At 71.0% G+C, this 26666-nt stretch carries 25 protein-coding genes; 11 read left to right on the top strand and 14 right to left on the bottom strand.

Annotated elements, in window-relative coordinates:
• Positions 1-206: 206 nt before the first annotated feature.
• The gene (locus F6B43_RS10660) at positions 207-953 is read right to left on the bottom strand and encodes a LysR family substrate-binding domain-containing protein (protein WP_150448911.1); all 747 of its coding nucleotides are present in this window, start codon (positions 951-953) and stop codon (positions 207-209) included.
• A gap of 73 nt (positions 954-1026) precedes the next feature.
• On the opposite strand from F6B43_RS10660, the gene F6B43_RS10655 reads away from it, so the two are divergent.
• Positions 1027-1425 (top strand): DUF1304 domain-containing protein, encoded by a 399-nt coding sequence (locus F6B43_RS10655; RefSeq protein ID WP_150448910.1) that lies wholly within the window; start codon positions 1027-1029, stop codon positions 1423-1425.
• A 15-nt stretch (positions 1426-1440) separates the two neighbouring features.
• Here the strand turns inward: F6B43_RS10655 and F6B43_RS10650 are convergent, their stop codons facing one another.
• The 4 genes from F6B43_RS10650 to F6B43_RS10635 form a co-directional block, all read right to left on the bottom strand.
• The gene (locus tag F6B43_RS10650) at positions 1441-2043 is read right to left on the bottom strand and encodes a thermonuclease family protein (protein ID WP_150448909.1); all 603 of its coding nucleotides are present in this window, start codon (positions 2041-2043) and stop codon (positions 1441-1443) included.
• A 64-nt stretch (positions 2044-2107) separates the two neighbouring features.
• Positions 2108-2515, bottom strand: a complete 408-nt coding sequence (locus tag F6B43_RS10645; RefSeq protein ID WP_150448908.1) for a transferase — start codon at positions 2513-2515, stop codon at positions 2108-2110.
• A gap of 266 nt (positions 2516-2781) precedes the next feature.
• Entirely contained in the window at positions 2782-3555 is a 774-nt protein-coding gene (locus F6B43_RS10640) for a DNA-formamidopyrimidine glycosylase family protein (RefSeq protein WP_150448907.1), read from the bottom strand.
• The gene (locus F6B43_RS10635; RefSeq protein WP_150448906.1) at positions 3548-8413 is read right to left on the bottom strand and encodes an Lhr family ATP-dependent helicase; all 4866 of its coding nucleotides are present in this window, start codon (positions 8411-8413) and stop codon (positions 3548-3550) included. Before F6B43_RS10635 ends, F6B43_RS10640 begins: the two co-directional genes overlap by 8 nt.
• Before the next feature lie 102 nt (positions 8414-8515).
• Here F6B43_RS10635 and F6B43_RS19585 point away from each other — a divergent pair, with 102 nt between their 5' ends.
• Positions 8516-8656 (top strand): hypothetical protein, encoded by a 141-nt coding sequence (locus F6B43_RS19585; protein ID WP_170285620.1) that lies wholly within the window; start codon positions 8516-8518, stop codon positions 8654-8656.
• Between the two features lie 167 nt (positions 8657-8823).
• On the opposite strand, the gene F6B43_RS10630 is transcribed toward F6B43_RS19585, so the two are convergent.
• Positions 8824-10518 carry an ABC-F family ATP-binding cassette domain-containing protein gene (locus tag F6B43_RS10630; protein ID WP_150448905.1) on the bottom strand — a complete coding sequence of 565 codons (1695 nt, stop codon included), beginning with the start codon at positions 10516-10518 and terminating at the stop codon, positions 8824-8826.
• A gap of 188 nt (positions 10519-10706) precedes the next feature.
• A complete protein-coding gene (locus F6B43_RS10625) occupies positions 10707-11408 on the bottom strand; it encodes an alpha/beta hydrolase (RefSeq protein ID WP_150448904.1) in 702 nt (233 codons plus the stop codon).
• 154 nt (positions 11409-11562) lie between these two features.
• On the opposite strand from F6B43_RS10625, the gene F6B43_RS10620 reads away from it, so the two are divergent.
• Complete coding sequence (locus F6B43_RS10620; RefSeq protein ID WP_150448903.1) at positions 11563-12231, top strand: NUDIX hydrolase family protein; 669 nt, start codon at positions 11563-11565, stop codon at positions 12229-12231.
• 18 nt (positions 12232-12249) lie between these two features.
• On the opposite strand, the gene F6B43_RS10615 is transcribed toward F6B43_RS10620, so the two are convergent.
• A complete protein-coding gene (locus tag F6B43_RS10615; protein WP_150448902.1) occupies positions 12250-13314 on the bottom strand; it encodes a threonine aldolase family protein in 1065 nt (354 codons plus the stop codon).
• A gap of 236 nt (positions 13315-13550) precedes the next feature.
• Here F6B43_RS10615 and F6B43_RS10610 point away from each other — a divergent pair, with 236 nt between their 5' ends.
• Complete coding sequence (locus F6B43_RS10610) at positions 13551-14912, top strand: MFS transporter (RefSeq protein ID WP_150449548.1); 1362 nt, start codon at positions 13551-13553, stop codon at positions 14910-14912.
• Positions 14913-14990: 78 nt separating this feature from the next.
• On the opposite strand, the gene F6B43_RS10605 is transcribed toward F6B43_RS10610, so the two are convergent.
• Both F6B43_RS10605 and F6B43_RS10600 read right to left on the bottom strand, forming a co-directional pair.
• Positions 14991-15656, bottom strand: a complete 666-nt coding sequence (locus F6B43_RS10605) for an SDR family oxidoreductase (protein ID WP_150448901.1) — start codon at positions 15654-15656, stop codon at positions 14991-14993.
• Positions 15649-17085 carry a DUF6421 family protein gene (locus tag F6B43_RS10600; RefSeq protein WP_150448900.1) on the bottom strand — a complete coding sequence of 479 codons (1437 nt, stop codon included), beginning with the start codon at positions 17083-17085 and terminating at the stop codon, positions 15649-15651. The genes F6B43_RS10605 and F6B43_RS10600 overlap by 8 nt, the downstream gene beginning before the upstream one ends.
• A 74-nt stretch (positions 17086-17159) precedes the next feature.
• On the opposite strand from F6B43_RS10600, the gene F6B43_RS10595 reads away from it, so the two are divergent.
• The 6 genes from F6B43_RS10595 (at position 17160) to F6B43_RS10570 (ending at position 23109) form a co-directional block, all read left to right on the top strand.
• Positions 17160-17612, top strand: coding sequence for an Lrp/AsnC family transcriptional regulator (locus tag F6B43_RS10595; RefSeq protein ID WP_150448899.1), 453 nt, complete (start codon positions 17160-17162; stop codon positions 17610-17612).
• 71 nt (positions 17613-17683) lie between these two features.
• On the top strand, positions 17684-18859 hold the full coding sequence (locus F6B43_RS10590; RefSeq protein ID WP_170285619.1) for a sensor histidine kinase: 1176 nt from the start codon (positions 17684-17686) through the stop codon (positions 18857-18859).
• A complete protein-coding gene (locus F6B43_RS10585; protein WP_150448898.1) occupies positions 18856-19530 on the top strand; it encodes a response regulator in 675 nt (224 codons plus the stop codon). The genes F6B43_RS10590 and F6B43_RS10585 overlap by 4 nt, the downstream gene beginning before the upstream one ends.
• A gap of 38 nt (positions 19531-19568) precedes the next feature.
• On the top strand, positions 19569-20762 hold the full coding sequence (locus F6B43_RS10580) for a glycoside hydrolase family 3 N-terminal domain-containing protein (protein ID WP_150448897.1): 1194 nt from the start codon (positions 19569-19571) through the stop codon (positions 20760-20762).
• A gap of 116 nt (positions 20763-20878) precedes the next feature.
• Complete coding sequence (locus F6B43_RS10575; RefSeq protein WP_150448896.1) at positions 20879-21640, top strand: ABC transporter ATP-binding protein; 762 nt, start codon at positions 20879-20881, stop codon at positions 21638-21640.
• Complete coding sequence (locus F6B43_RS10570) at positions 21637-23109, top strand: ABC transporter permease (protein ID WP_343030089.1); 1473 nt, start codon at positions 21637-21639, stop codon at positions 23107-23109. The genes F6B43_RS10575 and F6B43_RS10570 overlap by 4 nt, the downstream gene beginning before the upstream one ends.
• A gap of 140 nt (positions 23110-23249) precedes the next feature.
• Here F6B43_RS10570 and F6B43_RS10565 read toward each other — a convergent pair whose 3' ends face one another.
• Positions 23250-23759, bottom strand: coding sequence for a hypothetical protein (locus tag F6B43_RS10565; protein ID WP_150448895.1), 510 nt, complete (start codon positions 23757-23759; stop codon positions 23250-23252).
• Between the two features lie 66 nt (positions 23760-23825).
• Here F6B43_RS10565 and F6B43_RS10560 point away from each other — a divergent pair, with 66 nt between their 5' ends.
• Positions 23826-24500 carry a 2-phosphosulfolactate phosphatase gene (locus F6B43_RS10560; RefSeq protein WP_150448894.1) on the top strand — a complete coding sequence of 225 codons (675 nt, stop codon included), beginning with the start codon at positions 23826-23828 and terminating at the stop codon, positions 24498-24500.
• 6 nt (positions 24501-24506) lie between these two features.
• Here F6B43_RS10560 and F6B43_RS10555 read toward each other — a convergent pair whose 3' ends face one another.
• The 3 genes from F6B43_RS10555 to F6B43_RS10545 form a co-directional block, all read right to left on the bottom strand.
• The gene (locus tag F6B43_RS10555) at positions 24507-24995 is read right to left on the bottom strand and encodes a SprT-like domain-containing protein (RefSeq protein WP_150448893.1); all 489 of its coding nucleotides are present in this window, start codon (positions 24993-24995) and stop codon (positions 24507-24509) included.
• 44 nt (positions 24996-25039) lie between these two features.
• Positions 25040-25567, bottom strand: a complete 528-nt coding sequence (locus F6B43_RS10550) for a tetratricopeptide repeat protein (protein WP_150448892.1) — start codon at positions 25565-25567, stop codon at positions 25040-25042.
• A gap of 89 nt (positions 25568-25656) precedes the next feature.
• On the bottom strand, positions 25657-26523 hold the full coding sequence (locus F6B43_RS10545; protein WP_150448891.1) for a spermidine synthase: 867 nt from the start codon (positions 26521-26523) through the stop codon (positions 25657-25659).
• Between the last annotated feature and the right edge of the window lie 143 nt (positions 26524-26666).

Raw genomic sequence — 26666 nt, 5'->3', positions numbered from 1 at the left:
GTGCTCATTCTCGTCGGAACGATCAATCGGCACGGGGCCTCGGGGGGCGCCGCGCGCTGCGGACGACCGGCCCTTGGGGGTGTTCGGGCACAGGCGGGTGGTCCATCGTTCTGAGGAGGATGTCGCAGAGGCCCAAGGTCGGCGACATCCTCCTCCTTGCGTGCGTGGCGTTTCTTCGCTGGCGTGACGGCGGAAAGGCGGCCGGGTCAGCCGCGCGACGAGTTCGCCGTGCGTCCACGGACGATGCCGATGAACATCTCGACCTCGGGGGTGGTCCGGTCGCTGCGCCAGGCCAGCGCGACGGTCGAGGTGGGGCCCGCGCGGAGCGGGCGGTGCGCCGCATCCTTGCGATGATGCAGGCGCGCGAGCGAGAGCGGAACGATCACGATGCCGACTCCCGCCGCCACCGTCGCGATCGCTTCGGCCGTGTCGGCGGGAGCGTCGAAGGCCGGTGGGATCGAGCCGGGCACCGCGAAGTCGTACACAGCATCGCGGGGAACGATCACGACCTCGCCCGCGAGGTCGGCGAGGTCGAGTTCGTCGGCCGCGGTGAGCGCCGAATCGGAGGCGCACACCACGACCGGGATCTCGTCGTAGAGCGGGATGACGTGGAGTCCGTCGTCGTCGATCGGCAGGCGGACCAGGGCGATGTCGATCTCCTCGCCGAGCACGCGCTCGCGCTGGGTCGCGACATCGAGCACGGTCACCTCGACGGGCACGTCGGGCAGGCGGTCCCGCCACGCGTCGATCCACTTGCCGGGCGTCGCTCCGGGAACGAGCCCGAGACGCAGAGCGGCGGAAGGCGCCGGGCCGGCTGCCGGACGAGCGTCGAAGACCACCGGCTTCTTCTGAGGTGCGCCCGCGGAGGCGGTGCGCTTCGGGGCGCGACGCGGTGCGGCATCCCGCCGCCGACCGGAGCCGCCCGGCCCGCCTGAACCGCTGCCTTTCGCCACCTGACTAGCCCCTTCTTCGCGTCGTCAGCCCCTTCTTTACGTCGTTAGCGTAGCCGGGCGATATGGTTCGGTCATGGTCGCGATCATTGCAACGGTCTTCGCAGCGCTCGCGGCGCTGCTGCACGTGTACATCTTCATCATGGAGAGCGTGCAGTGGACCAACCCCCGGGTGTGGAAGCGGTTCGGCGTCGCCGATCAAGCGGCCGCCGACACCACGAAGCCCATGGCGTACAACCAGGGCTTCTACAACCTGTTCCTCGCCGTCGGGGCCGTGCTCGGGATCGTGATGTTCTGGGCGGGGGGTCCCGACACCGTGGCTGATGTCGCGGGGCGCACGCTCGTGCTGTTCAGCCTCGGATCGATGGTCGCAGCCTCGCTCGTGCTGATGACGTCGGGTGCGAAGTACATCCGTGCCGCGCTCACGCAGGGCACGCTGCCGCTCATCGGCTTCGTGCTGTTCGTGTTCGCCTGACCCCCGGGAGCGAGGTCATGGGCACACGCCCCATCGGCCGCGCGCTTCGGCCTGTGCCTTGGCCTGGGCGGCGGTGAAGAGATCGTCGTGGGCGACGTTCGGCCGGATGCGGATCGCCTGCGCGTCTCCGGCGGCGACGAGTTCGTAGGGGACGAACCGGCCGTCATCGGTCCAGAGGTCCAACAGGCGCCGGCCGTAGTGGTCCCAGGTATCGCGATCGGGAGCTGCCCACACGGTCGACCCTTCGGGCAGCAGCTCGGCCAGGTGCCGCCGTGCCTCGTCGGCCCAGCACTCCGGTGCGGGTGTGCCCTCCGGGGTGTCGATTCCGATCAGGCGTATCCGGATCGGGGCGGACGAAGTGACGATGTCATTCGGATGCTGGATCTCAGCCTGGATGGTGTCGCCGTCGTAGATATGGCGCACCGTGAGGGCGAAAGCGGCGTCGGGGCGCGGGGGGATCGCTCGCACGGCGGCGCCGGTGGCCATCACGCCCGGTGGATGGAGGGGACTCTCGCTGCGCGCGACCCAGAGCACCGGCGCGAGGACCGCGGCCGCGAGGACAGCGACCGCGATGGCGGATACCCCGGGGGTGCGCGCGATCGCTCGCCGGCGTGTCATCCGGGCACGATACCGGGCCGCGCCGACACGCCTACCGGCGCGAAGAAGCCGACCGGCGTGCTGCCTATGCGGCCAGGCGAAGACCTCGACGATCGGTCGCGACCTGCTCGCCGTCCGCGATGGTCTGGTCGTCGCCGATCAGCGAACCCACCGCGACGCGGGCGTGCGCCCCGACCAGCGTGCGGACCCCGATCTTCGCGCCGCCGCCGATCGCCGCGCCGGCGCCGATGTGCGCGTGCGGTGCGATGTCGGCTTCCGGACCGATCACCGCATCCGATTCGACCCACACTCCGCGGCCGACGTGGGCTCCCGCGCCTATCTGGACTCCGGGCTCGACATACGCGCCTGCTTCGATGACAGCGCTCGGGTGCACTTTCGCGCCGTGCGCGATCAGTCCTCGGCCATTGGCGTGCTTGCGATAGCGCAGCATCTCGCCGTGGTCATTCTCGATGTCGACGTAGTTCTTTCCCACGATCCCCTCCGACAGCGCCTGTTCGGCGCAAGTACTGGAATAACGCGCTCTGTGTGGATTTCATTCCCGTGCATCGGTTTCCTACCGATTGCACGTTATTCGGCGCCGAGGCGTTCACGGATTGCTTGCACGAGCATGGATTTTCACGGCGCGTTGATCGCGTGCTTTCGCCGCACAACCTCGGAGATCTGCCGATCTTCGGGGGAAAGCGCGCCGATCCATCCGAATTCGTGCAGATCTCCGAAGATGCGACGGAACACGACGGCTCACCGCTGGCAGGAGGGGCACCAGAAGACATTGCGTGCGCTGGTCGCCGTCGCGCCGAGCGAGCCCGCGAGGATGGGCGTTCCGCACCGTCGGCACGGCCGCCCCTCTCGCCCATAGACCCACGTCGAGCGCCCCGCCCGTGCATCCCCGGTGAAAGTGCGACCCTGTCTGTCGCGGTTCGCGAGGATCGTGCGCGCGCCCAGATCGAGGATCGCCGCGGCATCCGTCTCGATCGCGGGGCGCTGCGGAAGGATGCCGCGCAGAAACAGGATCTCGTTGGCGTACTCGTTGCCGAACCCGGCGACGTTGCGCTGGTCCAGCAGCGCCACGTGCACCGGTCGCACATCGGCGCCCAGTCGGCGTGCCGCCTCTCCGGGATCCCAGTTCGGGCCGAGTGGATCGGGGCCGAGGTGCCCGACGATGCGCTCCTCGTCGCTCGTCGGCAGCACTTCGACCATCGCCAGGTCGAATCCGACCGTGTCGTGCGAAGCCGTGCCGACGATCGCGCGAGCGCGGAACGCCGGGGCCCGCCACCGCCCGCCTCGCGCGTAGACGTGCCACGCGCCCTCCATCTTCAGGTGCGAGTGCAGCGTGAAGTCACCGATCCGCTCGAGCAGGTGCTTGCCCCGCGGCACCACTTCGCGAACGGTCTCGCCGCGCAGATCCGCGGTGGCGCTCCCCGGAACGCGGATATCGAACCGCACGACCTCGTGGCCCGCCAGCGCCTCGTTCAGGCGCCGGGCTGTGCGCCAGACGGTGTCGCCCTCAGGCACGGCTCGCGTCCGGTGCGCCCGCGGAGGCCTTCGCCGCCCCGCGGGCGGCCCCGCGTCGCAGGGTCAGCCCGCGCGGGGATTCGACGAAGCCGGCGTCGCGCAGCATCCTTCCGATCGCCGCCTCGTACACGAACACCCCGTTCACCTGCTCGATCGTGAGGGTGTCCAGGCCCCGCGCGCGGGCCGTGGCGGCGAGATCGCGGGCGGCGGCGGCGAGCACCGGCTCGGAATCGGTGAACGCGAGGGCGGACTTGCCGCCGCGCTCGAGGTACAGCGCCAGTGCGCCGTCGACCAGCACGACCAGACCCCCCGCCTTGCGCCCGGGGCGATGCCCGACGCCTTCGATCGCCGGCCACGCGAGCGCGGCACCGTACGGATTCGCGGGGTCGGTCGCCGCGAGCGTGACCGTGCGCAGCGGGGCCGGGTCGGGCAGGCCGGCGAACTCGCGCAGCCGGTCGACGGTCTGGGATGCGGCGAACTGCGCCGCCCCCAGCTTCTCGATCACGTACCCGCGTCGGCAGTGCCCGGCCTGTTCGAAGCCGGCGAGCACGCGGTACGCCTGCGCGAAGCCGCCCGGCACGCCCTCGGACTGCACCGAGCCGCGCGTGACCACGCCGTAGCGGTCGAGCAGCAGGCTCGCCGATGCGGCGGCGCGCACCGTCGGATCCGGCTCGGGTGACGGCAGAAGCGACCAGCGGCCGCCGAGCGCGGGCGGCCGAGGGGGAGCGGAGGGACGCGCGAGCGTGGTGCCGCGATACATCCGGGCGCGTGGTGCTTTGCGCGCCACCCGGTGGGTCTGTGCCCCGCCGCCGAGCAGCGTGCGGATCGGCGCGAACGTGTCGTTCGTGACGCGCCCCGACCAGGTCAGGCTCCACAGCGCCTCGATCACCGACTGCTCGTTCTCCGCCTCGGTGAGCGCCCGGAGCTGACCGGTGAAATAGGCTCCGCCGCCGGCGAGCGCCGCGAGCACGCGGTCTTCGAGCGAGCCGGGCACGATCTCATCCTCGGGCGCGGCGAGCGTGAGGGACGCGCCATCCGCAGGGTGCAGCGCGATCCACCCGTCTCGACCGGGCAACGACCCGTGCCCCGACCACACCACCTCGCCGGTGGCGGTGAGCTCGTCGAGCATGGCAGGGGCGTAGTCTGCGACGCGCGCGGGCAGAATCAGCGATTCCCACGCGCTCGCAGGAATCGCCACCCCGGCGAGCTGCTCGATCACCGCGGCGACCCCGTCGATGCCGTCCAGCGGCCGGGTGAGGTGCTGCCACACCGGCAGGAACCGGGCGAACGCCTCGGGTGAGACGGGCTCGACGCTTCCGCGGATCGCGGCGAGCGACCGCATCCGCAGCCGGCGCAGCACTTCGGTGTCGCACCACTCGGCGTCCTGCCCCGTGCTCGCGCCCGGTCGCTGCGCGTCGGGCAGGAAGAAGCCGCTCGTCACCCGGCCGCTGCTCTCGAGGCGCTGCAGGGTGTGGCGCGCGACCGCGACGCCCACGCCGAACCGCTCGGCGAAGGAGTCCGCGGTGAACGGGCCGTGCGTGCGCGCGAAGCGTGCGACCAGATCGCCCAGCGGGTCGGGGTACGGCTCGAGGAATGCGTTCGGGATGCCCACGGGCAGCGCCGCGCCCAGCGCGTCGCGCAAGCGCCCCGCGTCCTCGATGGCGGCGACGCGCGCGACTCCGGCGATCGTCACGCGAATCGCGCGACGGGCGTCGACGAGGGCGGCCAGGTGGGCGGATGCTGCGGCCAGGGCCCGCGCGGAGGGCTCTTCTTCCTGCTCGGCGCGCGCGGGGCGGGCGCCGGGTTCGAGGCCGGGTTCGAGGTCGGGTTCGAGGTCGGGGCCGGGTTCGAGGTCGGTGCCGGGTTCGAGCTCGGGGCCGGGTTCGGCGCCCGAGAGATCTTGGTCGAGTCGCTCGGCCACCTCCGTCGCATCGAGCGGGCCGAGCACCCTGAGGAGGTCGGCGACGCCCTCCAGGCCTCGCGCGCGGCGCTCGGGATCGAGACGCTGCGCCTCGCGCTCGAACTGGGCGATGATCTCGGGATCCAGCAGCTCGCGCATCTCGACCTTGCCGAGCAGCTCGGAAAGCAGGGACGGATCGACCGATAGCGCCGCCGCCCGTCGCTCCGCGAGAGGGGAGTCGCCCTCGTACATGAACGCGCCGACATACCCGAAAAGGAGATCGCGAGCGAAGGGCGACGGCTGCGAGGTCGTCGTCTCGATCAGGCGGATGCGCCGGTCGCCGATGCCTCGGGCGATCCGGAGCAACGAGGGCAGGTCGTAGACGTCCTGCAGCACTTCGCGGAGCGTCTCGAGGATGATCGGGAAAGTCGGATGACGGCGCGCGACCTCGAGCAGCTGCGCCGAGCGTTGGCGCTGCTGCCACAGGGGGCTGCGCCGATTCGGATTGAACCGGGGGAGCAGCAGCGCACGGGCCGCGCACTCCCGGAACCGCGAGGCGAACAGCGCCGACCCGCCCACTTCGTCGATGACGATCTGCTCGAGCTCGTCGGGGTCGAAGACGAACAAATCTGCGCCCGGGGGTTCGGCCGTCGCATCCGGAACACGGGCGATGATGCCGTCATCGCTCGCGACCGCCGAGCCCTCGACTCCGAGGCGCTCGCGGATACGGGCGTTGACGGCCAGCGCCCAGGGGGCGTGCACCTTCATGCCGTAGGGGGAATGCAGAATGACGCGCCAGTCGCCGACCTCGTCACGACCCAATTCGACGGTGAGGCTCTTGTCGGTCGGCAGCGTGCCCGTGGCCTCGCGCTGCTCGGACAGATAGGCGAGCAGGTTCGCCGACGCCCGTTCGTCGAGGCCCGCCTCGTGCAGGCGCGCCTGTGCCTTTTCCGGTGTGGCGGTCGACACGTCGCGCGAGAACTTGCCGAGGGCCTCACCGAGCTCGGCGGGCCGGCCCAGGCCGTCGCCGTGCCAGAACGGCACCTTGCCCGGCTGCCCGTAGGCGGGCAGCACGTTCACACGGTCGTGGGTGATCTCGACGATCCGCCAGCTGGTCGTCCCCAGCGTGAACACGTCGTTCACGCGCGATTCGTAGACCATCTCTTCGTCGAGTTCGCCGACGCGTGCGTTCTGCGACTCGCCCGCGACGAAGACGCCGAACAGACCACGGTCGGGAATCGTTCCTCCGCTCGTCACCGCGATGCGCTGGGCGCCGGGTCTGCCGGTCAGGGTTCCCGCGTCCCGATCCCAGACCAGTCGCGGGCGCAGCTCGGCGAACTCGTCGGAGGGGTATCGGCCCGCGAGAAGGTCGAGCGTCGCCTCGAATGCCGACCGCGGCAGCGTGCGGAAGGGAGCGCTGCGCTTGACCGTCTCGTACCAGTCCTCGACCTCGATCGCGCCCAGCGCGCACGCCGCGACGGTCTGCTGCGCCAGGATGTCGAGGGGATTCTGCGGCACCGCGATCGACTCGATCTGGCCGGCCAGCATCCGCTCCGTCACGATCGCGGTGTGCAGCACGTCGCTGCGGTGCTTGGGGAACAGCGCCGCACGGCTCACCTCGCCGACCTGGTGGCCGGCGCGACCCACGCGCTGGAGCCCGGACGCGGCGCTCGGCGGCGCCTCGACCTGGATGACCAGATCGACCGCGCCCATGTCGATGCCGAGCTCGAGGCTGCTCGTCGCAACGACGCAGCGCAGGATGCCGGACTTCAGCTCTTCTTCGACGAGAGCCCGCTGCTCTTTGGACACCGAGCCGTGGTGGGCTTTGGCCAGAACCGGATCGGCGCCTGAGCTGATACCCGCCTGCCCCATCATCGCCGCGGGAATCGCTCTCGGCCCCGGCGTGCTCGGGCCCAGTCGCTCCGCATAGATCTCATTGAGGCGCCCGGTCAAGCGCTCGGCGAGCCGCCGCGAGTTGCAGAACACGATCGTGGAGCGGTGCTCGACGATCCGGTCGACGATCGCCTCCTCGACGTGCGGCCACACCGAACCGGTCATCTCTGTGCTCTCCGGACGCAGCCGGCTGTCGCCCTCGAACCACTCCCCGGACGCATCGCCTTCGCCTTCGGCAGACCCGGGCGGGGGAGGGGGATTGAGCATGTCGTCGACGGGCACGATCACCCTCAGGTCGAACGCCTTCGTCGCCCGCGGAGCGACGATCTCGACCGGTGCCGACCCGCCGAGGAACCGGGCCACCTCGTCGATCGGTCGCACGGTGGCCGACAGGCCGATCCGCTGAGCGGGGGTCGTGTCCTGTTCGCGCCGCAGCGCGTCGAGGCGCTCCAGACTCAGCGCGAGGTGCGCGCCGCGCTTGGTGGCGGCGACAGCGTGCACCTCGTCGATGATCACCGTGTGCACCTCGCGCAGGGTCTCGCCTGCCTGACTCGTCAGCATCAGGTACAGCGACTCGGGCGTCGTGATGAGGATGTCGGGCGGGTCGCTCACGAGCTTGCGCCGGTCGGACGAAGTCGTGTCGCCCGAACGGACGCCGACCGTCACGTCGGGCACACGGATCCCCAGCCGCCGCGCCGACTGGCCGATGCCGACCAGCGGAGAGCGGAGGTTGCGCTCGACGTCGACGCCGAGCGCCTTCAAGGGCGAGATGTACAGGATGCGCGTCGCCGGGATCTTCGGGGGTGCGGGCGTGCCGCGCCGGCGCTTCGGCGGGCTGGAGGCCCCCGCATCCGGAACCGGCACCGCCTTCTCGCGGAAGATCCGGTCGATCGCCCACAGGAATGCCGAGAGGGTCTTGCCCGAGCCGGTCGGGGCGACGACGAGGGCGTGCTTGCCGTGCGAGATCGCGTCCCACGCGCCGATCTGCGCGCTGGTGGGCGCCGCGAAGGCGCCACGGAACCAGTCCTGGGTGGCAGGACCGAATCGCTCGAGCACATCGCTCATCCGACCATCTTCGTCGCTGGGTGCGACATCGGGGCGGGAGGTGCTTCGTCCGGGGGTGCGGACACAGGCATATGCGGGCGCGCCGCGGATGGCGAGCGTCGGGTGAGGGATGAGAACGGAAGGTTCCGGACCTCCCGCCGGGACTGGCGCACATGGGTGATCGGAATCCTCGTCGGCGTCGGGATCAGGATCGGCATCGGCCTGCTGACGGCAGCATCCGGGGCGGCATCGCGATCGGCGTGATCATCGGCATCGGTCTGATCCTCGCGCTCGGGCCGGGGTCGAAGCGGCACAGGGCGACGGGGAGCCCGCGACGCCCGTCGACCCGTACGAGGGTCCGGGCCGACGGCCGGGCGTCGCGCCGAACCCCCCGACCGCCGGCTGAGCGCGGCCGGGCGCCGCCGCGGGCATCACACCTCGCGCAGCGACCCGTCGGTCCCGAGCTCGAGACGCAGGTCGAGCCCGATCCGCCCGAGGAATGCGTCGTCGTGGCTCACCACCAGCACGGCCCCGCGGTAGGCGCCGAGCGCCTCGATGACCCCGTCGACGGTGTCGATGTCGAGGTTGTTCGTGGGTTCGTCGAGGACGAGCAGCTGCGGGGGTGGATCGGCCAGCAGAAGTCGCGCCAGTGCGACGCGGAAGCGCTCGCCGCCCGACAGGCTTCCGATCGGGCGGTCCACCGCATCCCCGCGGATCAGGAACCTCGCGAGCCGGTTGCGCAGCTCGACGACGGGCACCGAGGGCGCGCCGGCCGCGACCGTCTCGAGCACCGACGCGGCATCATCCATGCCGTCCACGCGCTGCGGGAGGTACCCGATCCGGTCGGTGCGCACCGTCGCCCGTGCACAACGCAGGATCACCGACGCGTCGGCTATCGGGAACCCGCGGTTTTCCGCAGCTCGCGCAACCCCATCACCCACGGCCGAGCCCGTCGATCCTGCGTTGTGCACGCGTGCCCCGGAAGAACCCACCATCCGCTCGAGCAAGGTCGTCTTGCCGACGCCGTTGGCGCCGACCAGAGCGACCCGCTCGGGGCCCCGGACGATCCAGGTGCGGTGCCCGTCGCCGAACTCGGCGATGATCCGGCCCGGCGGAACGGCCGGGTCGGGCAGGTCGATCCGCACGACGGCGTCGTCGCGGACGCGCCGCTCGGCGGTCTCCAGCGCCGCATGCGCGCCGCTCTCCTTCTCGCGCACCTCGGCGCGCAGACGCCCGGCCGACACCTCGGCCGCCATCTTGCGGCCACCCGCGATGATCCCGGGCACCCTCTTCTCGAACTGCGCCTTGCGCCCGGTCGCCGCGCGATGCGCGAGGGTGGTCTCGGCCTGGATGCGGTCGCGTTTCTCACGCCTCACGACCTGAGCTGCGGCCTTCTCGGCCTGACGTGCGGCAGCCTGCTCGGCGTCCAGCCACGCCCGCCACAGCGAATACGCACCGCCGAACACCGACAGCTCGCTGCCGGACAGTTCCGCCGTGTCGTCCATGAGCTCGAGGAGCGCGAGGTCATGGCTCACCACGACCAGCGCTCCGCGCCAGCCGCGCACCATATCGCCGAGACGCGAGCGCGCGTCGCGGTCGAGGTTGTTGGTCGGTTCGTCCAACAGCGTGATCGGAGCGTCACGGAGACGGATGCCCGCCACCGCGGCCAGAATCGCCTCGCCGCCCGACAGCTGGCCGACCCGGCGGTCCAGCGCATCGGGCGGCAGGCCCGCCTCGGCGAGGGCGATGTGCGCGCGAGCCTCCACGTCCCAGTCCGATCCGACCGCGTCGAAGTGGCGCTGATCGACGTCGCCCGCCTCGATCGCGCGAAGCGCGTTCAGGGTGGCGGCGACACCGAGGAGGTCGGCCACCGGTCTGTCGATATCGAGCGTGAGCTGCTGCGGAAGGTAGGCGACCTCACCTCCGCGGGTGATGTGACCGCGCGTTGGCGTGAGCGCGCCGGCGGCGAGACGCAGCAGGGTGGATTTGCCTGAGCCGTTGCGACCGACGAGGCCGGTGCGGCCCCGTCCGATCGCGCCGGAGACGTCCGTCACGGCGGACGTCCCGTCGGGCCAGTCGAGCGAGACCCGGTCGAAAACGAGCGAGGGGGAAGAGCTGGTGGACATGGTGCTCCCTGAAGGAATGGGATGCACTGACGCCGAGCGCCCGGAAACGGGCGGAGCTCAGACGAGAGAGTGAGCGTCGACGGTCAGCGCGCGGATGCGGGCGCGGAAGCGTCGATCATTCTCACCGGATTGTCCAGTCGTCGGGGACGGGGGACCGCCAGTTTAGCGGATGCTCGGGCCGGCCACCATCAGCCGATCGGCGTCGGCGGGGGCAGATCCGGCGCCTCCGGCGCCTCGAGCTGCTTCTCGAGGAACGCCCGGACGTCGTCGAGCTCGGCCTCGGACACACTGTGCGTGAGGCCCGGATAGACCCGTCCGCTCAACTCGGCGTGCTCGGGAAGCCAGTCCGTCGTGTGGGCGACGAGGGCCGCGGGGATGACGTCGTCGCGCGTACCCCGGCCCCAGAACACCGGCGGCTTGCGCTCCACGAGCTCGGGGTCGCGGGGGAGCGTTCCCGGCGTGGCGTAGCCGCTGAGATTCACGACGAACGCGAACCGCTCCGGCTCGAGCCGCAGCGCCTGGATCGCGACGGCGGCACCCTGGGAGAACCCGAGCAGCCCGACCGCCGACGCGTCGCCCGCGACCAGGTCGAGCCATGCGATGAGGGCGGATGCGGCATCCGTCGTCGACCGAGCATCTCTGCTTTGGAGCCCCTCGATCGGGTACCACGAGTACCCGGGGGCAGGCCACGGTGGCGCGAGGGGCGCGCGGGGGGCGGCGACGACGAACCCGGCGGGGAGGTAGGGGACGAGCGCGAACAGGTCGCGCTCGTCGGCCCCGTAGCCGTGCAGGAGGACCAGGAGCGGGCGGTCCCCGCGTTCGGACTCCTCGGCCGACCAGAGCACGACATCGGCGGCCAGCTCGGGGATGCCGGGGGCGGAGGCGGTCATGCACTCATCCTGCCAGGGGGCGGCGACGCGGGCGCCGGTCGGCTGCGAGCATCTCGAAGGATCGAAGGTACAGATCTCGTCTCGCTGGGGCGCCGATGCCCCACATGTGCCATAAGCATCCTTCCGGATGCACGCGCTGAGGTATACAGGAGGCATGCCGGTTCGCACCCCAGACCCCGATCCGAACGACCGCGACGACGAGGGGACTCCTCGCGATCCCCTCGGCGGCATGGGCGGCACGTTCGGCCAGCAGGGGCGTCTGCTCGGCGACGGCACGTTCGGGTCGCCCGCGCCCGGCAACGCGGCCAATCCGGGCTGGCTCACCGACGTCGAGCTCGCCGAGGCGCGGCGCCGGCTGCCGATCCTCTACGTCGAGGCCGTTCCGGTGCGCACCGACGGGGTCGGTGCGGTGACGGAGGTCGGCATCCTCCTGCGCGCCACGCCCCTGGGCGAGATGACCCGCACGATCGTGAGCGGGCGCGTCCGCTACGGCGAGACGGTGCGCGATGCGCTTTTCCGCCACCTCGAGAACGACCTCGGCCCGATGGCCTTCCCTCTCCTTCCCGCGCAGCCGACGCCGTTCACGGTCGCCGAATACTTCCCGATCCCCGGTGTCAGCGCCTTCCACGACGACCGCCAGCACGCGGTCTCGCTCGCGTTCGTGGTGCCCGTCACCGGCACGTGCGAGCCGAGGCAGGATGCTCTCGAGGTGACGTGGATGGCCCCGCAGGAAGCAGCATCCGACGCCCTCGCCGCCGAGATGGAGGGCGGGCGCGGCACGCTCGTCCGGCTTGCTCTGGCCAGCGTCGGCGCACTGCGCTGACGCTTCGAAGGCTCTCGGTCACGTCTCCCGCGAGATCGCGGCGATGAAGTCGTCGACGTCCTGTTCGGTCGTGTCGAACGAGCACATCCAGCGCACCTCGTTCTTCGAGGCGTCCCAGTCGTAGAAGCGGAACGACTCGCGCAGCCGGTCGGCCACGCCGTCGGGCAGGGTCGCGAACACGCCGTTGGCCTGGGTCGGCTGCGTGAACGCGACACCGGTGATCGACCCGTCGGCGATGCCCGCCTCGACGCCCGCGCGCAGGCGCTGCGCCATGGCGTTGGAGTGCGCGGCGTTGCGCATCCACAGGTCGCCCTCGAGCAGCGCGATGAGCTGCGCGGAGACGAACCGCATCTTGCTCGAGAGCTGCATGTCGAGCTTGCGCAGGAACGTGAGCCCCGCGGATGCCTCGGCATCGAGCACGACGACGGCTTCGCCGAGCATCGCCCCGTTCTTGGTTCCGCCGAAGCTCATGACGTCGACGCCGGCATCGCGGGTGAACGCGCGCAGCGGCACGCCCAGCGCCGCGGCGGCATTGGAGATGCGTGCGCCGTCCATGTGCAGGCGCATGCCGAGGCGGTGGGCGTGGTCGGCGATCGTGCGGATCTCGTCGACCGAGTAGAGGGTGCCGAGCTCGGTCGACTGGGTGATCGAGACGACCAGGGGCTGTGCGCGGTGCTCGTCTCCCCAGCCCCAGGCCTCACGGTCGATGAGATCGGGGGTGAGCTTGCCGTCGTCGGTCGGCACGGTGAGGAGCTTGATGCCCGCGACGCGCTCGGGCGCACCACCCTCGTCGACGTTGATGTGCGCGGTCGACGCCGCGATCACCGCGCCCCACCGAGGCAGCATCGACTGCAGCCCCACGACGTTCGCGCCGGTGCCGTTGAACACGGGGAACGCCTCGACACCCTCGCCCAGGTGTGCGGCGAACACCTCCTGCAGGCGGGTGGTGTAAGCGTCCTCGCCGTAGGCGATCTGATGCCCGTCGTTGGCGGCGGCGATGGCCGCGAGCACCTCGGGATGGATACCTGAATAGTTGTCAGAGGCGAAGCCGCGGACGGCCGTGTCGTGGAGCGTGGTCACCATTCCATCCTCGCACCGTGCACAACGCAGGATGCACGGCGCCTTCCGACCGATCGCATCGATTCGATCGTGCTCATCCGTCACACGCGTCCTGCGTTGTGCACGGTCGGAGCCGGTGAAGAGGACCCGCAGGGGTTCCGGATGTCGGACGTCCGTGGTTTTCTCGAGGAATGAGCGATGGCGGCATCACTCCCTTCTCCGCGGCGGCAGCCGGGCACCGGCCCCCGCCGCCGGGCGGAATGCGCATGTTCGCGCAGGTGCTCATCAACACGATGGTGGCCAACGTCACGACGAGCTTCCTGTGGTTCGCCCTCACCTTCTGGGCGTACCTCGAGACGCAGTCGGTGCTGGCGACGGGGATCATCGGCGGTGCGTACATGCTGTTCGTCGCGGTGTTCTCAATCTTCTTCGGCACGATCGTCGACCGCCACCGCAAGCACCAGGTCATGGTGCTCTCGAGCATCGTGACGCTCGTGTCGTTCGTGATCGCCGGCATCCTCTACCTGCTGTTCCCCGAGAGCACGCTCGTCGACCTGGGGCAGCCGTGGTTCTGGCTCTTCGGCGGCATCATCCTGTTCGGCTCGGTCGTCGAGAACATGCGCAACATCGCCCTCTCGACGACCGTGACGCTGCTCGTGCCCGTCGAGCGCCATGCGAACGCGAACGGTCTCGTCGGCACGGTGCAGGGTCTCGCGTTCATCGTGACGAGCGTGTTCAGCGGTCTGGCGATCGGCCTCGCGGGCATGGGCTGGACGCTCGTGATCGCGATCGGCTTCACGCTGCTCGCCCTCGCGCACCTGTTCGTCATCCGGATCCCCGAAGAGGCACCGCGCGACGCGGGCGGCCACGCCCCCGCGATCGATCTGCGGGGGAGCGTCCTGGCGATCCGCGCGGTGCAGGGGCTGTTCGCGCTCATCATCTTCTCCACGTTCAACAACCTCATCGGCGGCGTCTACATGGCGTTGATGGATCCGTATGGCCTCACCCTCTTCCCCGTGGAACTCTGGGGCGTCGTGCTCGGGGTGACGGCCACCGGATTCCTGGTGGGCGGCCTGATCATCGCGAAGTTCGGGCTCGGCCGCAATCCGATCCGCACGATGCTGTGGGTCGTGATCGCGATGGGCGCCCTGGGCACGCTCTTCACCATCCGCGAGTGGTGGTGGCTCTACGCCCTGGGAATCTGGCTCTACATGGCACTCATCCCCGTCGTCGAGGCCGCCGAGCAGACCGTGATCCAGAAGCTCGTCCCGTTCGAACGCCAGGGGAGGGTCTTCGGCGTCGCGCAGGCGCTCGAGTCGGCGGCGGCGCCGATCACCGCGTTCCTGATCGCGCCCATCGCGCAGTTCTGGATCATCCCCTACATGAACTCTCCCGAAGGCGCTCAGACGTGGGGCTGGCTGCTCGGCGACGGTCAGGCACGGGGCATCGCGCTCGTCTTCCTCTTCGCCGGCCTGATCATGATCGGCGTCGGGCTCCTCGCCTTCACCACGCGGTCGTACCGGCATCTGTCGGCGATGTACGCGGGGCCGGGGGTCTCCCCGTCCACGGCGGAACAGTCCGACCCTGCGCAGAACTCCGACACCGAGCCCGCGCAACGGTGAACGAGAAGCGCCTCGGGCGCGGCATCCCCGAAATGACGGGATGCGCCGATGCGAGCCGTCAGGCGCCGATGCGAGCCGTCAGGCGACCTCGATGACCGTGTCGTTGATGTCGGCCGCATCCACCGACCACAACCCGACGAAAGACGTCGCGAGCCGATCCTCGAGACCGTCGAGGGCCTTCACCCGGAAGATGACGGATGCTGCCCGCAGAGGCTCACCGGCATCCCGGGCCGCCTTCGCGAAGCCCTGCGCCACCGCACGCGTCCAGGCCTCGGTCGCCGCCTTCACCGCGGCGTAGTTGGCGCCACCCGCGAGGGGCCGGGCGACCGCGGTCGACGAGACGACGGCGAGGCGCCCGGCATCCGATGCCCTGAGATCGGCGTCGAACGCGCGGCTCACGTGCCGGAGCGCCGTGAACGAGCCCTCGAGGAAGCGGTAGTCCTCGTCGCTCTGCCCGGCCAGCCCGCCTCCGCGCCGCCAGCCGCCGACCAGGTGGAGCAGACCGTCGATCGGGCCCGTCGAACGCACGCGCTCCGCCAGGCGGCGCACATCCTCTTCGTCGGCGAGATCGCGGACCTCGGTGCGGATGCCGGGAACCTCCGCGCCGAGCTCTTCGAGCTTGCGCGGGTCACGCCCGACCGCCACGACCCGCGCCCCGGCCGCAGCCAGGGCGCGGGCCGCCGCGAGTCCGCTCGCGCTCGTGGCGCCGGCGAGGAGCACGGTGCGCCCCGTGAGGTCAGCCATCGGTGGAGCGGATTCCGGCGGTCGACTCGATCACGGGGCGCATCTTCTTCTCCAGCGCTTCGTAGAACATCGAGAGTGGGAACTCGTCATCCATCACGGCGTCGGTGTATCCCTTGGGAGCGCCCGCGAGCACATCGTCGGGCAGGCCGCGTGCCCACGCCGACGCAGGGTTCGGCGTCAGCGTGCCGCGCACGAGGTCGTACGCCGCGAGCCAGTGCGCGGTCTTCGGCCGGTCGATCGACCGCCAGTACAGCTCGTCGATCGCATCCCCGAGCGCTACGACGGCCGCCGGCACGCCTTCCCAGTCGAACGCGAGCGACGTGTCGGTCCAGTGCAGCACGCCGCGCTGGTGCAGCCAGGCGAACAGCAGCTGGCCGCCCAGGCCGTCGTAGTTGCGGACGCGCGAGCCGGTGATCGCGAACCGGAAGATGCGGTCGAAGATCACGGCGTACTGCACCAGCACCGCGTGATCGAGCATCTCGGCCTCGACGGCGTCCGGCGTCTCGCCGGCCCCGACGCGCGCTCGCAGTCGTGCGGTGATCGCCACGCACTCCCGGAACGCCGTCAGATCGCACCGCAGCTCTTCGAGCGAGTACAGGAAGTACGGCATCCGCTGCTTGATCATGAACGGGTCGAAGGGAAGATCGCCCCGCATGTGCGTGCGGTCGTGGATGATGTCCCACATCACGAACGTCTGCTCCGTGAGCTCTTGGTCGTCGAGCATCCGCGCGGCGTCGGCGGGCAGCTCGAGCTTCGTGATCGCGGCCGCCGCCTGCACGACGCGGCGGAAGCGCGCCGCCTCGCGATCCTGGAAGATCGCGCCCCACGTGAACGCCGGGATCTCGCGCATCGCGACGGTCTCGGGGAACAGCACGGCCGAGTTCGTGTCGTAGCCGGGCGTGAAATCGATCAGGCGAAGCGAGACGAACAGCTTGTTGCCGTAGTCGCCCGCCTCGAGCCGGGCGATGAAGTCGGGCCAGATGACCTCGGCGATCAGCGCTTCGACGAAGCGGTTCTGCGAGCCGTTCTGCGTGTACATCGGGAACACCACGAGGTGGCGGAGCCGGGCGATCCGGTGCTCCTGCGGCTGGAAGGCCACGAGCGAGTCGAGGAAGTCCGGAACACCGAAGCCCTCGTCCGCCCAGCGACCGAAATCGGCGATGGATGCGCGCAGGTACGCGTCGTCGTGCGCGAACCGCGGTCGCAGCTCGTCGATCGCGGCCGTGATCGCGGCGACGTGAGCACGCGCGTCGGGGTGATGCGCAGCATCCGGAACGGAACCGTCCTTCACCTGGAGCGCCTGCAACGCCGTGGCGGCGTGCTTGAGCGACAGCCACGCGGCGGTGTTCTCGACGGCGGTGTCCTCGACAACCTCGGGCTCGCCGACGATGGCCGCGATCGCACCGGTGGTGGCGGGGCTGAATGGCATGAGAGCCTCCGATCGTGAAGAACTGACGGAAACATTCCGGCGAAACGCCGAAGCTGACGATATTCTTCCATGTCATGGATGATTCTGTCGACGCGTCGATCGTGGCGGAGGTCGCGCGGGATCCGCGCGCCACGCTCGCCCACCTCTCGGAGCGGGTCGGGCTGGGCGTATCGGCGGTGCAGGCCCGGCTCCGCCGACTCGAGAGCAGCGGCGTCATCACCGGATACCGCGCGATCCTCGATCCCGAAGCGGTGGGAAAGCCCCTGTCTGCGTTCATCGAGATCACCCCGCTCGATCCCTCGCAGCCCGACAACGCTCCGGAGCTGCTCGAGCACCTTCCCGAGATCGAGGCCTGTCACTCGATCGCGGGTGACGCGAGCTACATCCTGTTCGTCCGGGTCGCGACGCCGCGCGATCTCGAGGCTCTCATCCGCGACGTGCGCCTGGCCGCATCGGTCAGCACGAGGACGACGGTGGTGCTGCAGACCTTCTACGAGAACCGGCCGATCGCGCTGGCGTCGTCCTGAGCCCGCGCCGTGTGAGCCGGATACATCTGCAGACGGATGCTGCGGCATCCCGCTCCGCGTAGCGTGAAGGAGTGTTCCGCGCCCTCCGACCGCACCAGCTGACGATCGACGGGGTCGCCGCCGCCGCGTTCTTCGCGATCACGGGCTTCGTGATGTTCCCGGTCTCGAGCGGCCAGCCGTTGATCTGGGGCGTCACGGTGTCGCTGTTCATGACCGGCGCCCTGGCGGTGCGCCGGCTCTCACCCGCGCTCGCGCTGGGGATCGCCTGGGCGGGCGCGATCATGCAGATGGGGCTCGGGCTCAACCCGATGCCGAGCAACATCGCGATCTTCGCCGTGCTGTACGTCACCGCGGCCTACGGCCGGCGCTGGCTGTTCTGGGCGGGTTTCGCGTCGGCCGTGCTCGGCGCGCTCGTGATCACGCTGTACCTGGTCCTGGCCACGACGTTCGTGCAGGGCGGGCTGAGCCTGGCGACCGTCTCGGTCGCGGCCGTGACGCTCGTCGCGGCGACCTTCGCCCTGCTGCTCGCCTGGACCGCGGGCGCCCTCGTCCGCGCCTCCACGAGGGCGCGCGAGAATCGCGCCGCCCAGGAGCGCGCCGAGGCGGAGGCCGTGGCCGAGCAGGAACGCGTGCGCATCGCACGTGACATGCACGACGTCGTCGCCCACTCGCTCGCGGTCGTGATCGCCCAAGCCGACGGGGCGCGGTACGCCGCGGCATCCTCCCCGGCCCATGACGGCTCCGCACCCGACGAGGTCGCGGTCCACGCGCTCGCCACGATCTCGACGACGGCGCGGGCTGCCCTGGCCGACGTGCGGCTGCTGCTGACCCAGCTCCGGCACAGTCAGGCGGACGGTCCGCAGCCGACGCTCGCCGACCTCGAAGACCTGTACGCCCAGGTGCGCGCGGCGGGGGTGGCGGTGACGGTCGACATCGACCCGATGCCGCGGGCCGAGGTTCCGGCGGGCGTACAGCTGGCCGTCTACCGGATCCTGCAGGAGGCCCTCACGAATGCGCTGCGGCACGGTGACGCACGTGCGGTCGCGGTCACCCAGGCCTGGCACCCCGACCGGGTCGAGCTGGGTGTGCGGAACCGCGTTCCGGACGGCGCCGTGCCGCATCGGTCGGGCCACGGGCTGATCGGGATGGCCGAGCGCGCGAGTCTCGTCGGCGGCACGCTCCGCGCCGGTGTCGAGAGCGGCGAATTCGCCGTGCATGCCGCCCTGCCGATCGGAGCCGGTCGATGAGCGAACGCGGCCAGACGGCACGTGCACGCCCGTCGATCAGGGTCGTGCTCGTCGACGACCAGGCGCTGTTCCGCGCCGGGATCCGCATGCTCGTGGACTCGCAGCCCGATCTCGAGGTCGTCGGCGAAGCATCGGACGGCGCCGAGGGCATCGATGTCGTGCGCCGGGCTCGTCCGGATATCGTGCTCATGGACATCCGGATGCCGGTGCTCGACGGCCTCGCCGCGACCGCCGAGCTGCTCACCGACGCCGACCCGCCACGGGTCGTGATGCTCACGACGTTCGACCTGGACGAGGCGGCGGCACGGGCGATCCGCGGGGGGGCGAGCGGGTTCCTCCTCAAGGACGCCGATCCCGAGTTCCTGCTCGCGGCGATCCGCACGGTGCACGCCGGGTCTGCCGTGATCGCCGCATCCGCCACCCGCGACCTCTTCGCGCACTTCGCCGACGCAGCGCCCCGCCCCGTCCCGTCCCGTTTCGCCTCCCTCACCGAGCGCGAGCGAGAGATCTTCGCCCTGGCCGCGCAGGGCCTGTCCAACGCCGAGATCGCGGCGCGGGAGTTTCTCTCCGAGGCCACCGTCAAGACCCACATCAGTCGGATCCTGATGAAGCTCGGGTTGCGCGACCGCGTGCAGCTGGTCGTCTTCGCGTTCGAGCACGGCCTGACCTGAGCCGGCCCGACCTCGGTTCGCGACGTAGGTTGGACCGTATGGTCCGAAACGTCGTGCGCTCGCTCGCGGTCGTCGCCGCGCTCGCCGGCGCAGCGTCATTCGCGACCGGTTGCGCTCCCGAACGCCATGTCTCGGCCGCGCCGACGTCGCTCACACCGTCGGCGACCTCCACCCCGACGCCCACCCCGACCCTCAGCTGCGCCCAGGCGATCGTGCAGCGCCTCGCGCCCGCCGAGCGCGCGGGGCAGCTCATCATGGTCGCGCTCGACGCGGGCGCCGATCCCGCAGGGCTCGTCCCCCTGCTCGCGCAGCATCACGTCGGGGGAGTCGTGCTGCTGGGGGGATGGGATGAGGGGATGCCGGCGGTGCAGGCGGCGACCACCCAGCTGCAGCCGGCGACGGCGCCCGACGGCATCCGTCTCCTGATCGCGGCCGACCAGGAGGGCGGGCAGATCCAGCAGCTCCGCGGCGAGGGATTCTCCGACATCCCGTCCGGGGTCGAGCAGGGCATGCTCGACCCCGCCGCCCTGCAGGACTCCGCTCGCGGCTGGGGCGGCGAGCTCGCGAACGCCGGCGTGAACCTCAACCTCGCTCCGATCGCCGACACCGTGCCCGATGCCCTGGGGTCCGCCAATCCGCCGATCGGCGGCTACGACCGGCAGTTCTCGGGTGACCCGGCTGTCGCCGCATCCCATGTCTCCGCCTTCGTGCGGGGCATGACGCAGGCGGGCGTCGCCACCGCTCTGAAGCACTTCCCCGGTCTCGGGCGAGTGACCGGCAACACGGACGACACCGACGAGGGCACGACGGACTCCGTGACCACGACGGCAGACCTCGGGCCGTTCGAGGCGGGCATCCGCGCGAACGTGAAGGTCGTGATGATGAGCAGCGCCGTCTACACGCAGTTCGATCCGGCCGACGAGGCGGTCTTCTCGCGTGCCGTCGTGACCGATCTGCTCCGCACGCGTCTGGGCTTCGACGGCGTCGTCATCAGCGACGACATCGGGGTCGCTGCCGCCGTCTCGGCCACACCGGTCGAGCAGCGCGCCACGCGCTTCATCGGAGCGGGCGGCGACATCGCCCTCACCGCCGACCCGGCGGCCGTGGCGCCGTTCGCCGACTCGCTCGTCGCGGCGATGGCGGCGGACCCCGCCTTCGAGGCGAAGGTCGACGCGGCCGTCACCCGGGTGGTACGGCTCAAGGTGGGCATGGGACTCGCGCGCTGCGGCTGAGCCGGGGCATCCCGCTCCGGGCGCGCCCTCGATGGGGCAAGGTCATCCCTGAGATGTACGCGGATGCCCCACGAGGCCGACGCAGCGGACGGCGCTGCGTCCGTAGCGTCGCAGTCATGCAGATCTCCTCCTCCGACCTGGGCCTGGCGGCCCGAGTTCAACAGCTCACCAAGTCCTACGGACAGGGCGACGGCACCGTACGCGCGCTCGACGCCGTGTCGGTCGGCATCCGCCGCGGCGAATTCACCGCGATCATGGGACCGTCGGGCTCAGGCAAGTCCACGCTCATGCATGTGATGGCGGGGCTGGATGCTCCGACCTCCGGCATCGCGTGGATCGGCGACACCCAGATCACCGGGCTGAGCGACCTCGAGCTGACGGTCCTGCGCCGGCGTCGCGTCGGGTTCGTGTTCCAGGCGTTCAACCTCGTGCCCACCCTCGATGCCCGGGCGAACATCATGCTGCCGTTCGATCTGGACGGGCGGCGCCCGAGCGCGCTCGAACGCGCGCGCATCGACGGTCTCATCGACACGCTCGGCCTCGGGCCGCGGCTGAACCATCGGCCCCACGAGCTCAGCGGCGGCCAGCAGCAGCGCGTCGCGATCGCCCGCGCTCTCGGTACCGCACCCGATCTGGTGTTCGCCGATGAGCCGACCGGCAACCTCGACTCGCGTTCCGGTCGCGAAGTGCTCGCGCTCCTGAAGGCGGCGAGCCGCGACCACGGCCAGTCGATCGCGATGGTCACGCACGACCCGGTCGCCGCGAGCTTCGCCGACCGGGTGCTATTCCTCGGCGACGGCCGGCTCGTGGCCGACAAGCCGCGGCAGAGCCCCGAGGAGATCTCGGCCCACATGCTCCAGGCAGAGGTCGCCGCATGAGCGCGGTCGTCGTTCCCACGGTCGGACGCGGTCGGATCCCGAGCGCTTCGGCTCCGCCATCGGCATGGCTTCGCGAGCGGGGGATGGGCGCGAGCGTGCTGGTCGCCGCTCTCTCCAGTGCGCTCGGCGTGCTGCTCATCACCGCCACGGGCTGGATCAGCGCCATCCTGAACGCCGACCCGTCCCTCACCGGGAGTGCGACCATGGCGATCGTGCTGGGCATCATGTCGGGGGTTCTCCTCGGAATCGCGGTCTATGTCGGCGCGATCGTGACGGCCAACACCTTCGCGACCGTCGTCGCCGGTCGTACACGGCGCATCGCCCTCCTGCGGCTGATCGGAGCATCCGCGCGATCGCAACGCCGCGAGGTCGCCACCCAGGGACTGCTGGTGGGCCTGATCGGCGCGATGCTCGGCCTTGCCGGAGCCACGGCGCTCGCCGCCGCGCTGATCGCTGCCGGCGGGCCGCTGCTCGGGGTGGCGGACGTGCCGTACACCCTGGTGCGCGGCGAACTGTTGATTCCCGCCGCCGTGGTGGCCGTCACCACCTGGCTCTCGGCGTGGGCGGGGTCCCGCAGAGTGCTCTCGGTCACGCCGCTGCAGGCGCTCGGCGGCGCGGTCGAGCAGCCCCACGCGGCGTTCGCGCGGCGAACCGGGAGGAATGTCGCCGCCGTCGTGGTCTTCGTCGCGGGTGCGGCGCTGCTGGGCCTCGGAATCGTGGTCGGGCTGGCGTCGCCGTTCGGGGTGCTGATCGCCTTCGCCGGCGGGCTGCTCTCGTTCTCGGGGCTGATCCTCGGCTCGACCCTGCTGATGCCGCCCGTGCTGAGCCTGATCGGCCGCGCGCTCGGGCGTTCGGCTCCCGCTCGGCTCGCCGCGGAGAACGCCCGGCGAAACCCCGAACGCTCATCGCGCATGGCGATGGGGCTGGTGATCGGCGTGACCCTGATCACGATGTTCGCGGTGGCGCTCGACTCGACCAAGGCGGTGCTGGCCGCCTCCGCCGGCGGAGAGCTGCCGCCGGAGATGACCGCGGGGATGGACGCGTTCACCGCCATCGTCACGGCTGTGATCGCCGTGAGTGCGGTGATCGCCGCGGTGGGCCTGATCAACCTGCTCACGCTCGGCGTCGTGCAGCGCCGCCGTGAACTCGGACTGCTGCGGGCCCTCGGTCAGTCCTGCGGACAGGTGCGGTGGATGGTGCTCCTGGAGGCCACGCACATCACGGTCGCCGCGGTGCTCACCGGCCTCGTGCTCGGCATCGGCTATGGGTGGGCGGGAGCCCAGTCATTGCTCGGATCGCTGCGTCTGAACCCGGATGCCCCGGCTCACGGCACGCTCGTCGCGCCTGCGATGCCGCTGCCCGTGCTCGGCGCGATGGTGGTGGCTGCCGCCGTCCTGACGCTGGTCGCTGCCGTCGTTCCGACGCGCCTGGCCACGCGCGTCGCGCCGATCGCGGCCCTCGCGGAGTAGGACGAGCGTGGTCACGAGCCGTCTGCAGGGAGGTGGTCGCCGCGAGCGGCGTGTCGTATGCCACCGGCCACACCCGTCACATCGCTCCCTGCAGACGGAAAGGATGATCCCCGGCGTCGACCCCGTGATGCAGGTGGGCCTCAGGCCGGCTCGCCGTCGCCTGCGGCGGGCGGGTCGAAGGCCCAGGTCGGCGCCATCGCCCTGATCCGCGCTCCGCGCCACTGCCACATGCTCCACAGCACGGGCCAGAGAACGGGCGCGGCGCGGCCGCCGATCACCAGCCGGTCGCGCCACAGTGTCTTCGTCGGGTCGCCGGGTGCGGGTGCGATCGCCATCTGGTGATCCCACACGTCGAGCGCGGCCAGCGCGCCGGTGAGCGGGATGCCGCTGTCGCGGAAGATCCGCACGTCCGGCTCGACGAAGCGATCGGTCGCGTGGATGATCTGCCGTCCCATCGGCACGATTCCCGCCAGCGACAGATTCACCGCCACCTCATCGCCCTGACCCCACGTCGTGGGAAGACCGTCCGGCTCGACGGGTGCGAGCGCCAGGAGCGGGCCGTAGAGCTCGGCGACGGCGCGGGGCGAGTGGACGGCGCGCCACGCGGCGTCCGCGTCGCAGTCGATCACGAACTTGAGGAGGATGCGCATGCCTCAGTCTCGCACCGCGCCGCCTTCAGCGAGACGGGTTGACGAGTCCGGTTCTAGGCTGGCGGGATGCCGTCGCAGCCCTTCGACCAGCTCAGATACCAAGTGCGCCTCGAGTGGGGCCTGGACGGATTGGCCAGGCTCGCTCCGGCGGACGTCGTGGTCGTCGTGGACGTGCTGCGCTTCTCCACGACGGTGACGGATGCCGTCGCGCGCGGCGAGAGCGTGCCGCTGGACGACACCGCCCTGGCCGTCTCGGTCAACGGTGCGCAGGTCGCGGCGGCGGCCGCCGCATCCGGTGCCGTGGTGATGCTCGGGTGCCTGCGGAACGCGACCGCCGTGGCCACCGCCGTCACCGCGGTGCAGGCAGGGCGCGGGGCCCGCACGAGCATCGCGCTCATCGCCTGCGGAGAACGGCTCGGGCGCGAGCTGCCGGGGCCGGTGCGGTTCGCGGTCGAGGACCACCTGGGCGCCGGCGCGATCATCGACGCGCTGTCGGCGCGGGGCATCGACCACTCGTCGCCCGAGGCGGCAGTCGCGGGCGAAGGCTTCCGGGGCATGCGGCGGGCGGTGCGCCACCTGCTCACCGCGTCCGGCTCGGGGCAGGAGCTGATCGAGCGCGGCGACCGGGAGCAGGTTCTCGCTGCAGCAGAAATCGATGCGACCGACGCGGTCGCGCTGCTGCGGGACGGTGTGCTCGTGCGGCTCACCCCGGAGCTTCTGCCTGTCGTCAGCGCCGGGTGACTCCTGTCAGCGCGGGGTGAGCGCCGCCAGCCGCGTGGCCGGCGTGATCTCGCGCCTGCTCCAGTCGAACAGGAATCGCTCGTCAAAGCGGGGTGCGCACTTCGAGCACGAGGCGGGACGCGTCGGCTTGCGGTGGCGGTAGGCCAGATGCCCCGCGGGACACCGCCCGATCCACGGTGCGAGCTCGGTCGCGGTCTCGCCGTTATGCGTCACTCCACCGACGTAGCCGAGCCCGTCCGCGATCGACTTCCACTTCGCGCCGTGCCCGGCCTTCGCGCCGGCCAAGGCGTGGGCCACTTCGTGCAGCAGGGTCTGGTGGTTGGTGTCGTCGTCGTAGCGCGCCGCCAGGTAGCGCGAGACGCTGATGCGCTTGTTCGTGTAGTCGCACAGGCCCGCGCGACGCTTGGCGTTGTCGAACGAGAACGACCACGAGGCATCCAGATGCGCGTCGATGAGGGCTTCGGCCCAGCGGCGCACACGGTGAAGTTCCGACATGCTGCGAGACTAGAACATATCTACGACATCGACGGATCGCGCGCTCAGCTGGCGACCGACGCGCGCATCCGCCGCTGGTCCGCCGCTTCGATCGCGTGCAGCGTCGACTCGAGCTGCGCGTCGGGCACCCCGGAGTCCTGCCGCAGGAACAGCGCCTGCTTGAAGTCCGCCCGGGCGGCGTCGTAGTCGCCGGCGTCGTAGAACACCTTGCCGCGGTGCTGCAGGGCGAACGCGGCGATGCCCGACCATCCCTTGCCCTCGGCCTCGGCGGCGCACGTCGTGAGCTCTTGCTCGGCGACCGCGAACGCGCCGCGCTGCTGTTCCACGGACGCGTGCAGGATGCGCGCACGCAGCAGATCCTTCCGTGTGCCGGCCATGCGGGCCACCCGCACGGACTGCTCCGAGATGACCAGTGCGTCCTCGAGGCGGCCCAGCACCTTGAGCAGCCACACGCGCTCCAGGAGCGCCGGCAGGCTGCGCTGCTCGCCGATCTCGTCGAGCCGGTCCTTGCACTCGCGTGCATCCACCAGCTCCCGGAGCGTCTCCGGGTCGTACCCGCGGATATAGCTCATCGCCTGCTCCCTTCGCGCGAAATCGGCTCGCTCCTCCAGTGTGCCGTGCGGGTCTCCGAGACCGCCGAGCACACGCCGGGTGGATCGGGTCAGCGCTCGAAAAGGGATGCGGCCGGACGGGGTGACGGCGTCGAATCGGCGTCGGTCGCGATCCGCGCGCCGCGCACGAACTCGTCGAGCTCTGCCCCCTGGGCGACCTTCGCCGGGTGCGGGCCTGCCGCCATGAGCCGCGGCAGCCACTCGGTCGGCAGCGGCCCCGCGGAGGCGGCGACCACCAGATTGCCGAACCTCCGGCCGCGGAGCACCTGCACCTCGGCGAGCACCACGACGTGCGGCAGGACGGTGCGCACCGTGGCGACCTGCCGCCGGGCGAACGCCAGACCCGCGCCGTCGGCGACGTTGACCAGCAGCACGCCGTCGGGTGCGAGGAGCGCGGCCGCGGCGCGGTAGAACTCGACGGTGGTGAGGTGAGCCGGGGTCTGCGAACCCGCGTAGACGTCGGACACGAGCAGGTCGACGGCGCCTGTCAGCGCATCCGGAAGCCGCCCGAGGCCCTCGCGGGCGTCGCCGATGCGGGTGCGGATCGCAGCTCCCCGGGGGAGCGGCAGATTCGTCTTCACGAGCTCGATCAGCGCCTGCTCGAGCTCGATCACCTGCTGGCGCGAACCCGGACGCGTGGCCTCGATGTAGCGCGGAATCGTGAGCGCGCCCGCACCCAGGTGCACGGCGGTCAAGGGCTGCCCCGGCATCCGGAGCCTGTCGATGACGGCCCCCATCCGCGCGACGTATTCGAAGTGCAGGTGCGTCGGGTCGTCGAGGTCGACGTGCGACTGAGGAGTGCCGTCGACGTCGAGCTCGAACCCCGTCGTGAAGCCCGAGGGGACGATGCGGGCCAGCGTGCCATCGGACAGCCGCGCCTGCGGGTGTTCGCTCGGCTCGTGTCGGGCTCGGGCCATGGCTCCACGGTAGCCGGTGCGGCGGTGAGTGCGCGGACCTGTGCACAACGCAGGATCAGCGACCTCGCTCCGGCGTCGGCTCCGCGTGATTCCGGGGATGAGGTCGCCCGGGTCGAGCATCCATCCTGCGTTGTGCACGCCCC

The sequence above is a fragment of the Microbacterium rhizomatis genome, assembly GCF_008710745.1.
In the GTDB taxonomy this organism is placed as follows: domain Bacteria; phylum Actinomycetota; class Actinomycetes; order Actinomycetales; family Microbacteriaceae; genus Microbacterium; species Microbacterium rhizomatis.
Note: the sequence above shows the minus strand (reverse complement) of the source record. Positions and strands in the feature narration are given on the sequence as shown.

Coding starts and splice junctions, on each gene's coding strand:
- F6B43_RS10580 (WP_150448897.1), top strand. CDS start 19,569: ATGGTCCGAAACGTCGTGCGCTCGCTCGCGGTCGTCGCCGCGCTCGCC.
- F6B43_RS10575 (WP_150448896.1), top strand. CDS start 20,879: ATGCAGATCTCCTCCTCCGACCTGGGCCTGGCGGCCCGAGTTCAACAG.
- F6B43_RS10620 (WP_150448903.1), top strand. CDS start 11,563: ATGCCGGTTCGCACCCCAGACCCCGATCCGAACGACCGCGACGACGAG.
- F6B43_RS10650 (WP_150448909.1), bottom strand. CDS start 2,043: ATGACACGCCGGCGAGCGATCGCGCGCACCCCCGGGGTATCCGCCATC.
- F6B43_RS10605 (WP_150448901.1), bottom strand. CDS start 15,656: ATGGCTGACCTCACGGGGCGCACCGTGCTCCTCGCCGGCGCCACGAGC.
- F6B43_RS10570 (WP_343030089.1), top strand. CDS start 21,637: ATGAGCGCGGTCGTCGTTCCCACGGTCGGACGCGGTCGGATCCCGAGC.
- F6B43_RS10560 (WP_150448894.1), top strand. CDS start 23,826: ATGCCGTCGCAGCCCTTCGACCAGCTCAGATACCAAGTGCGCCTCGAG.
- F6B43_RS10550 (WP_150448892.1), bottom strand. CDS start 25,567: ATGAGCTATATCCGCGGGTACGACCCGGAGACGCTCCGGGAGCTGGTG.
- F6B43_RS10545 (WP_150448891.1), bottom strand. CDS start 26,523: ATGGCCCGAGCCCGACACGAGCCGAGCGAACACCCGCAGGCGCGGCTG.
- F6B43_RS10565 (WP_150448895.1), bottom strand. CDS start 23,759: ATGCGCATCCTCCTCAAGTTCGTGATCGACTGCGACGCGGACGCCGCG.
- F6B43_RS10655 (WP_150448910.1), top strand. CDS start 1,027: ATGGTCGCGATCATTGCAACGGTCTTCGCAGCGCTCGCGGCGCTGCTG.
- F6B43_RS10625 (WP_150448904.1), bottom strand. CDS start 11,408: ATGACCGCCTCCGCCCCCGGCATCCCCGAGCTGGCCGCCGATGTCGTG.
- F6B43_RS10585 (WP_150448898.1), top strand. CDS start 18,856: ATGAGCGAACGCGGCCAGACGGCACGTGCACGCCCGTCGATCAGGGTC.
- F6B43_RS10595 (WP_150448899.1), top strand. CDS start 17,160: ATGGATGATTCTGTCGACGCGTCGATCGTGGCGGAGGTCGCGCGGGAT.
- F6B43_RS10635 (WP_150448906.1), bottom strand. CDS start 8,413: ATGAGCGATGTGCTCGAGCGATTCGGTCCTGCCACCCAGGACTGGTTC.
- F6B43_RS10600 (WP_150448900.1), bottom strand. CDS start 17,085: ATGCCATTCAGCCCCGCCACCACCGGTGCGATCGCGGCCATCGTCGGC.
- F6B43_RS10615 (WP_150448902.1), bottom strand. CDS start 13,314: ATGGTGACCACGCTCCACGACACGGCCGTCCGCGGCTTCGCCTCTGAC.
- F6B43_RS10555 (WP_150448893.1), bottom strand. CDS start 24,995: ATGTCGGAACTTCACCGTGTGCGCCGCTGGGCCGAAGCCCTCATCGAC.
- F6B43_RS10610 (WP_150449548.1), top strand. CDS start 13,551: ATGCGCATGTTCGCGCAGGTGCTCATCAACACGATGGTGGCCAACGTC.
- F6B43_RS10630 (WP_150448905.1), bottom strand. CDS start 10,518: ATGTCCACCAGCTCTTCCCCCTCGCTCGTTTTCGACCGGGTCTCGCTC.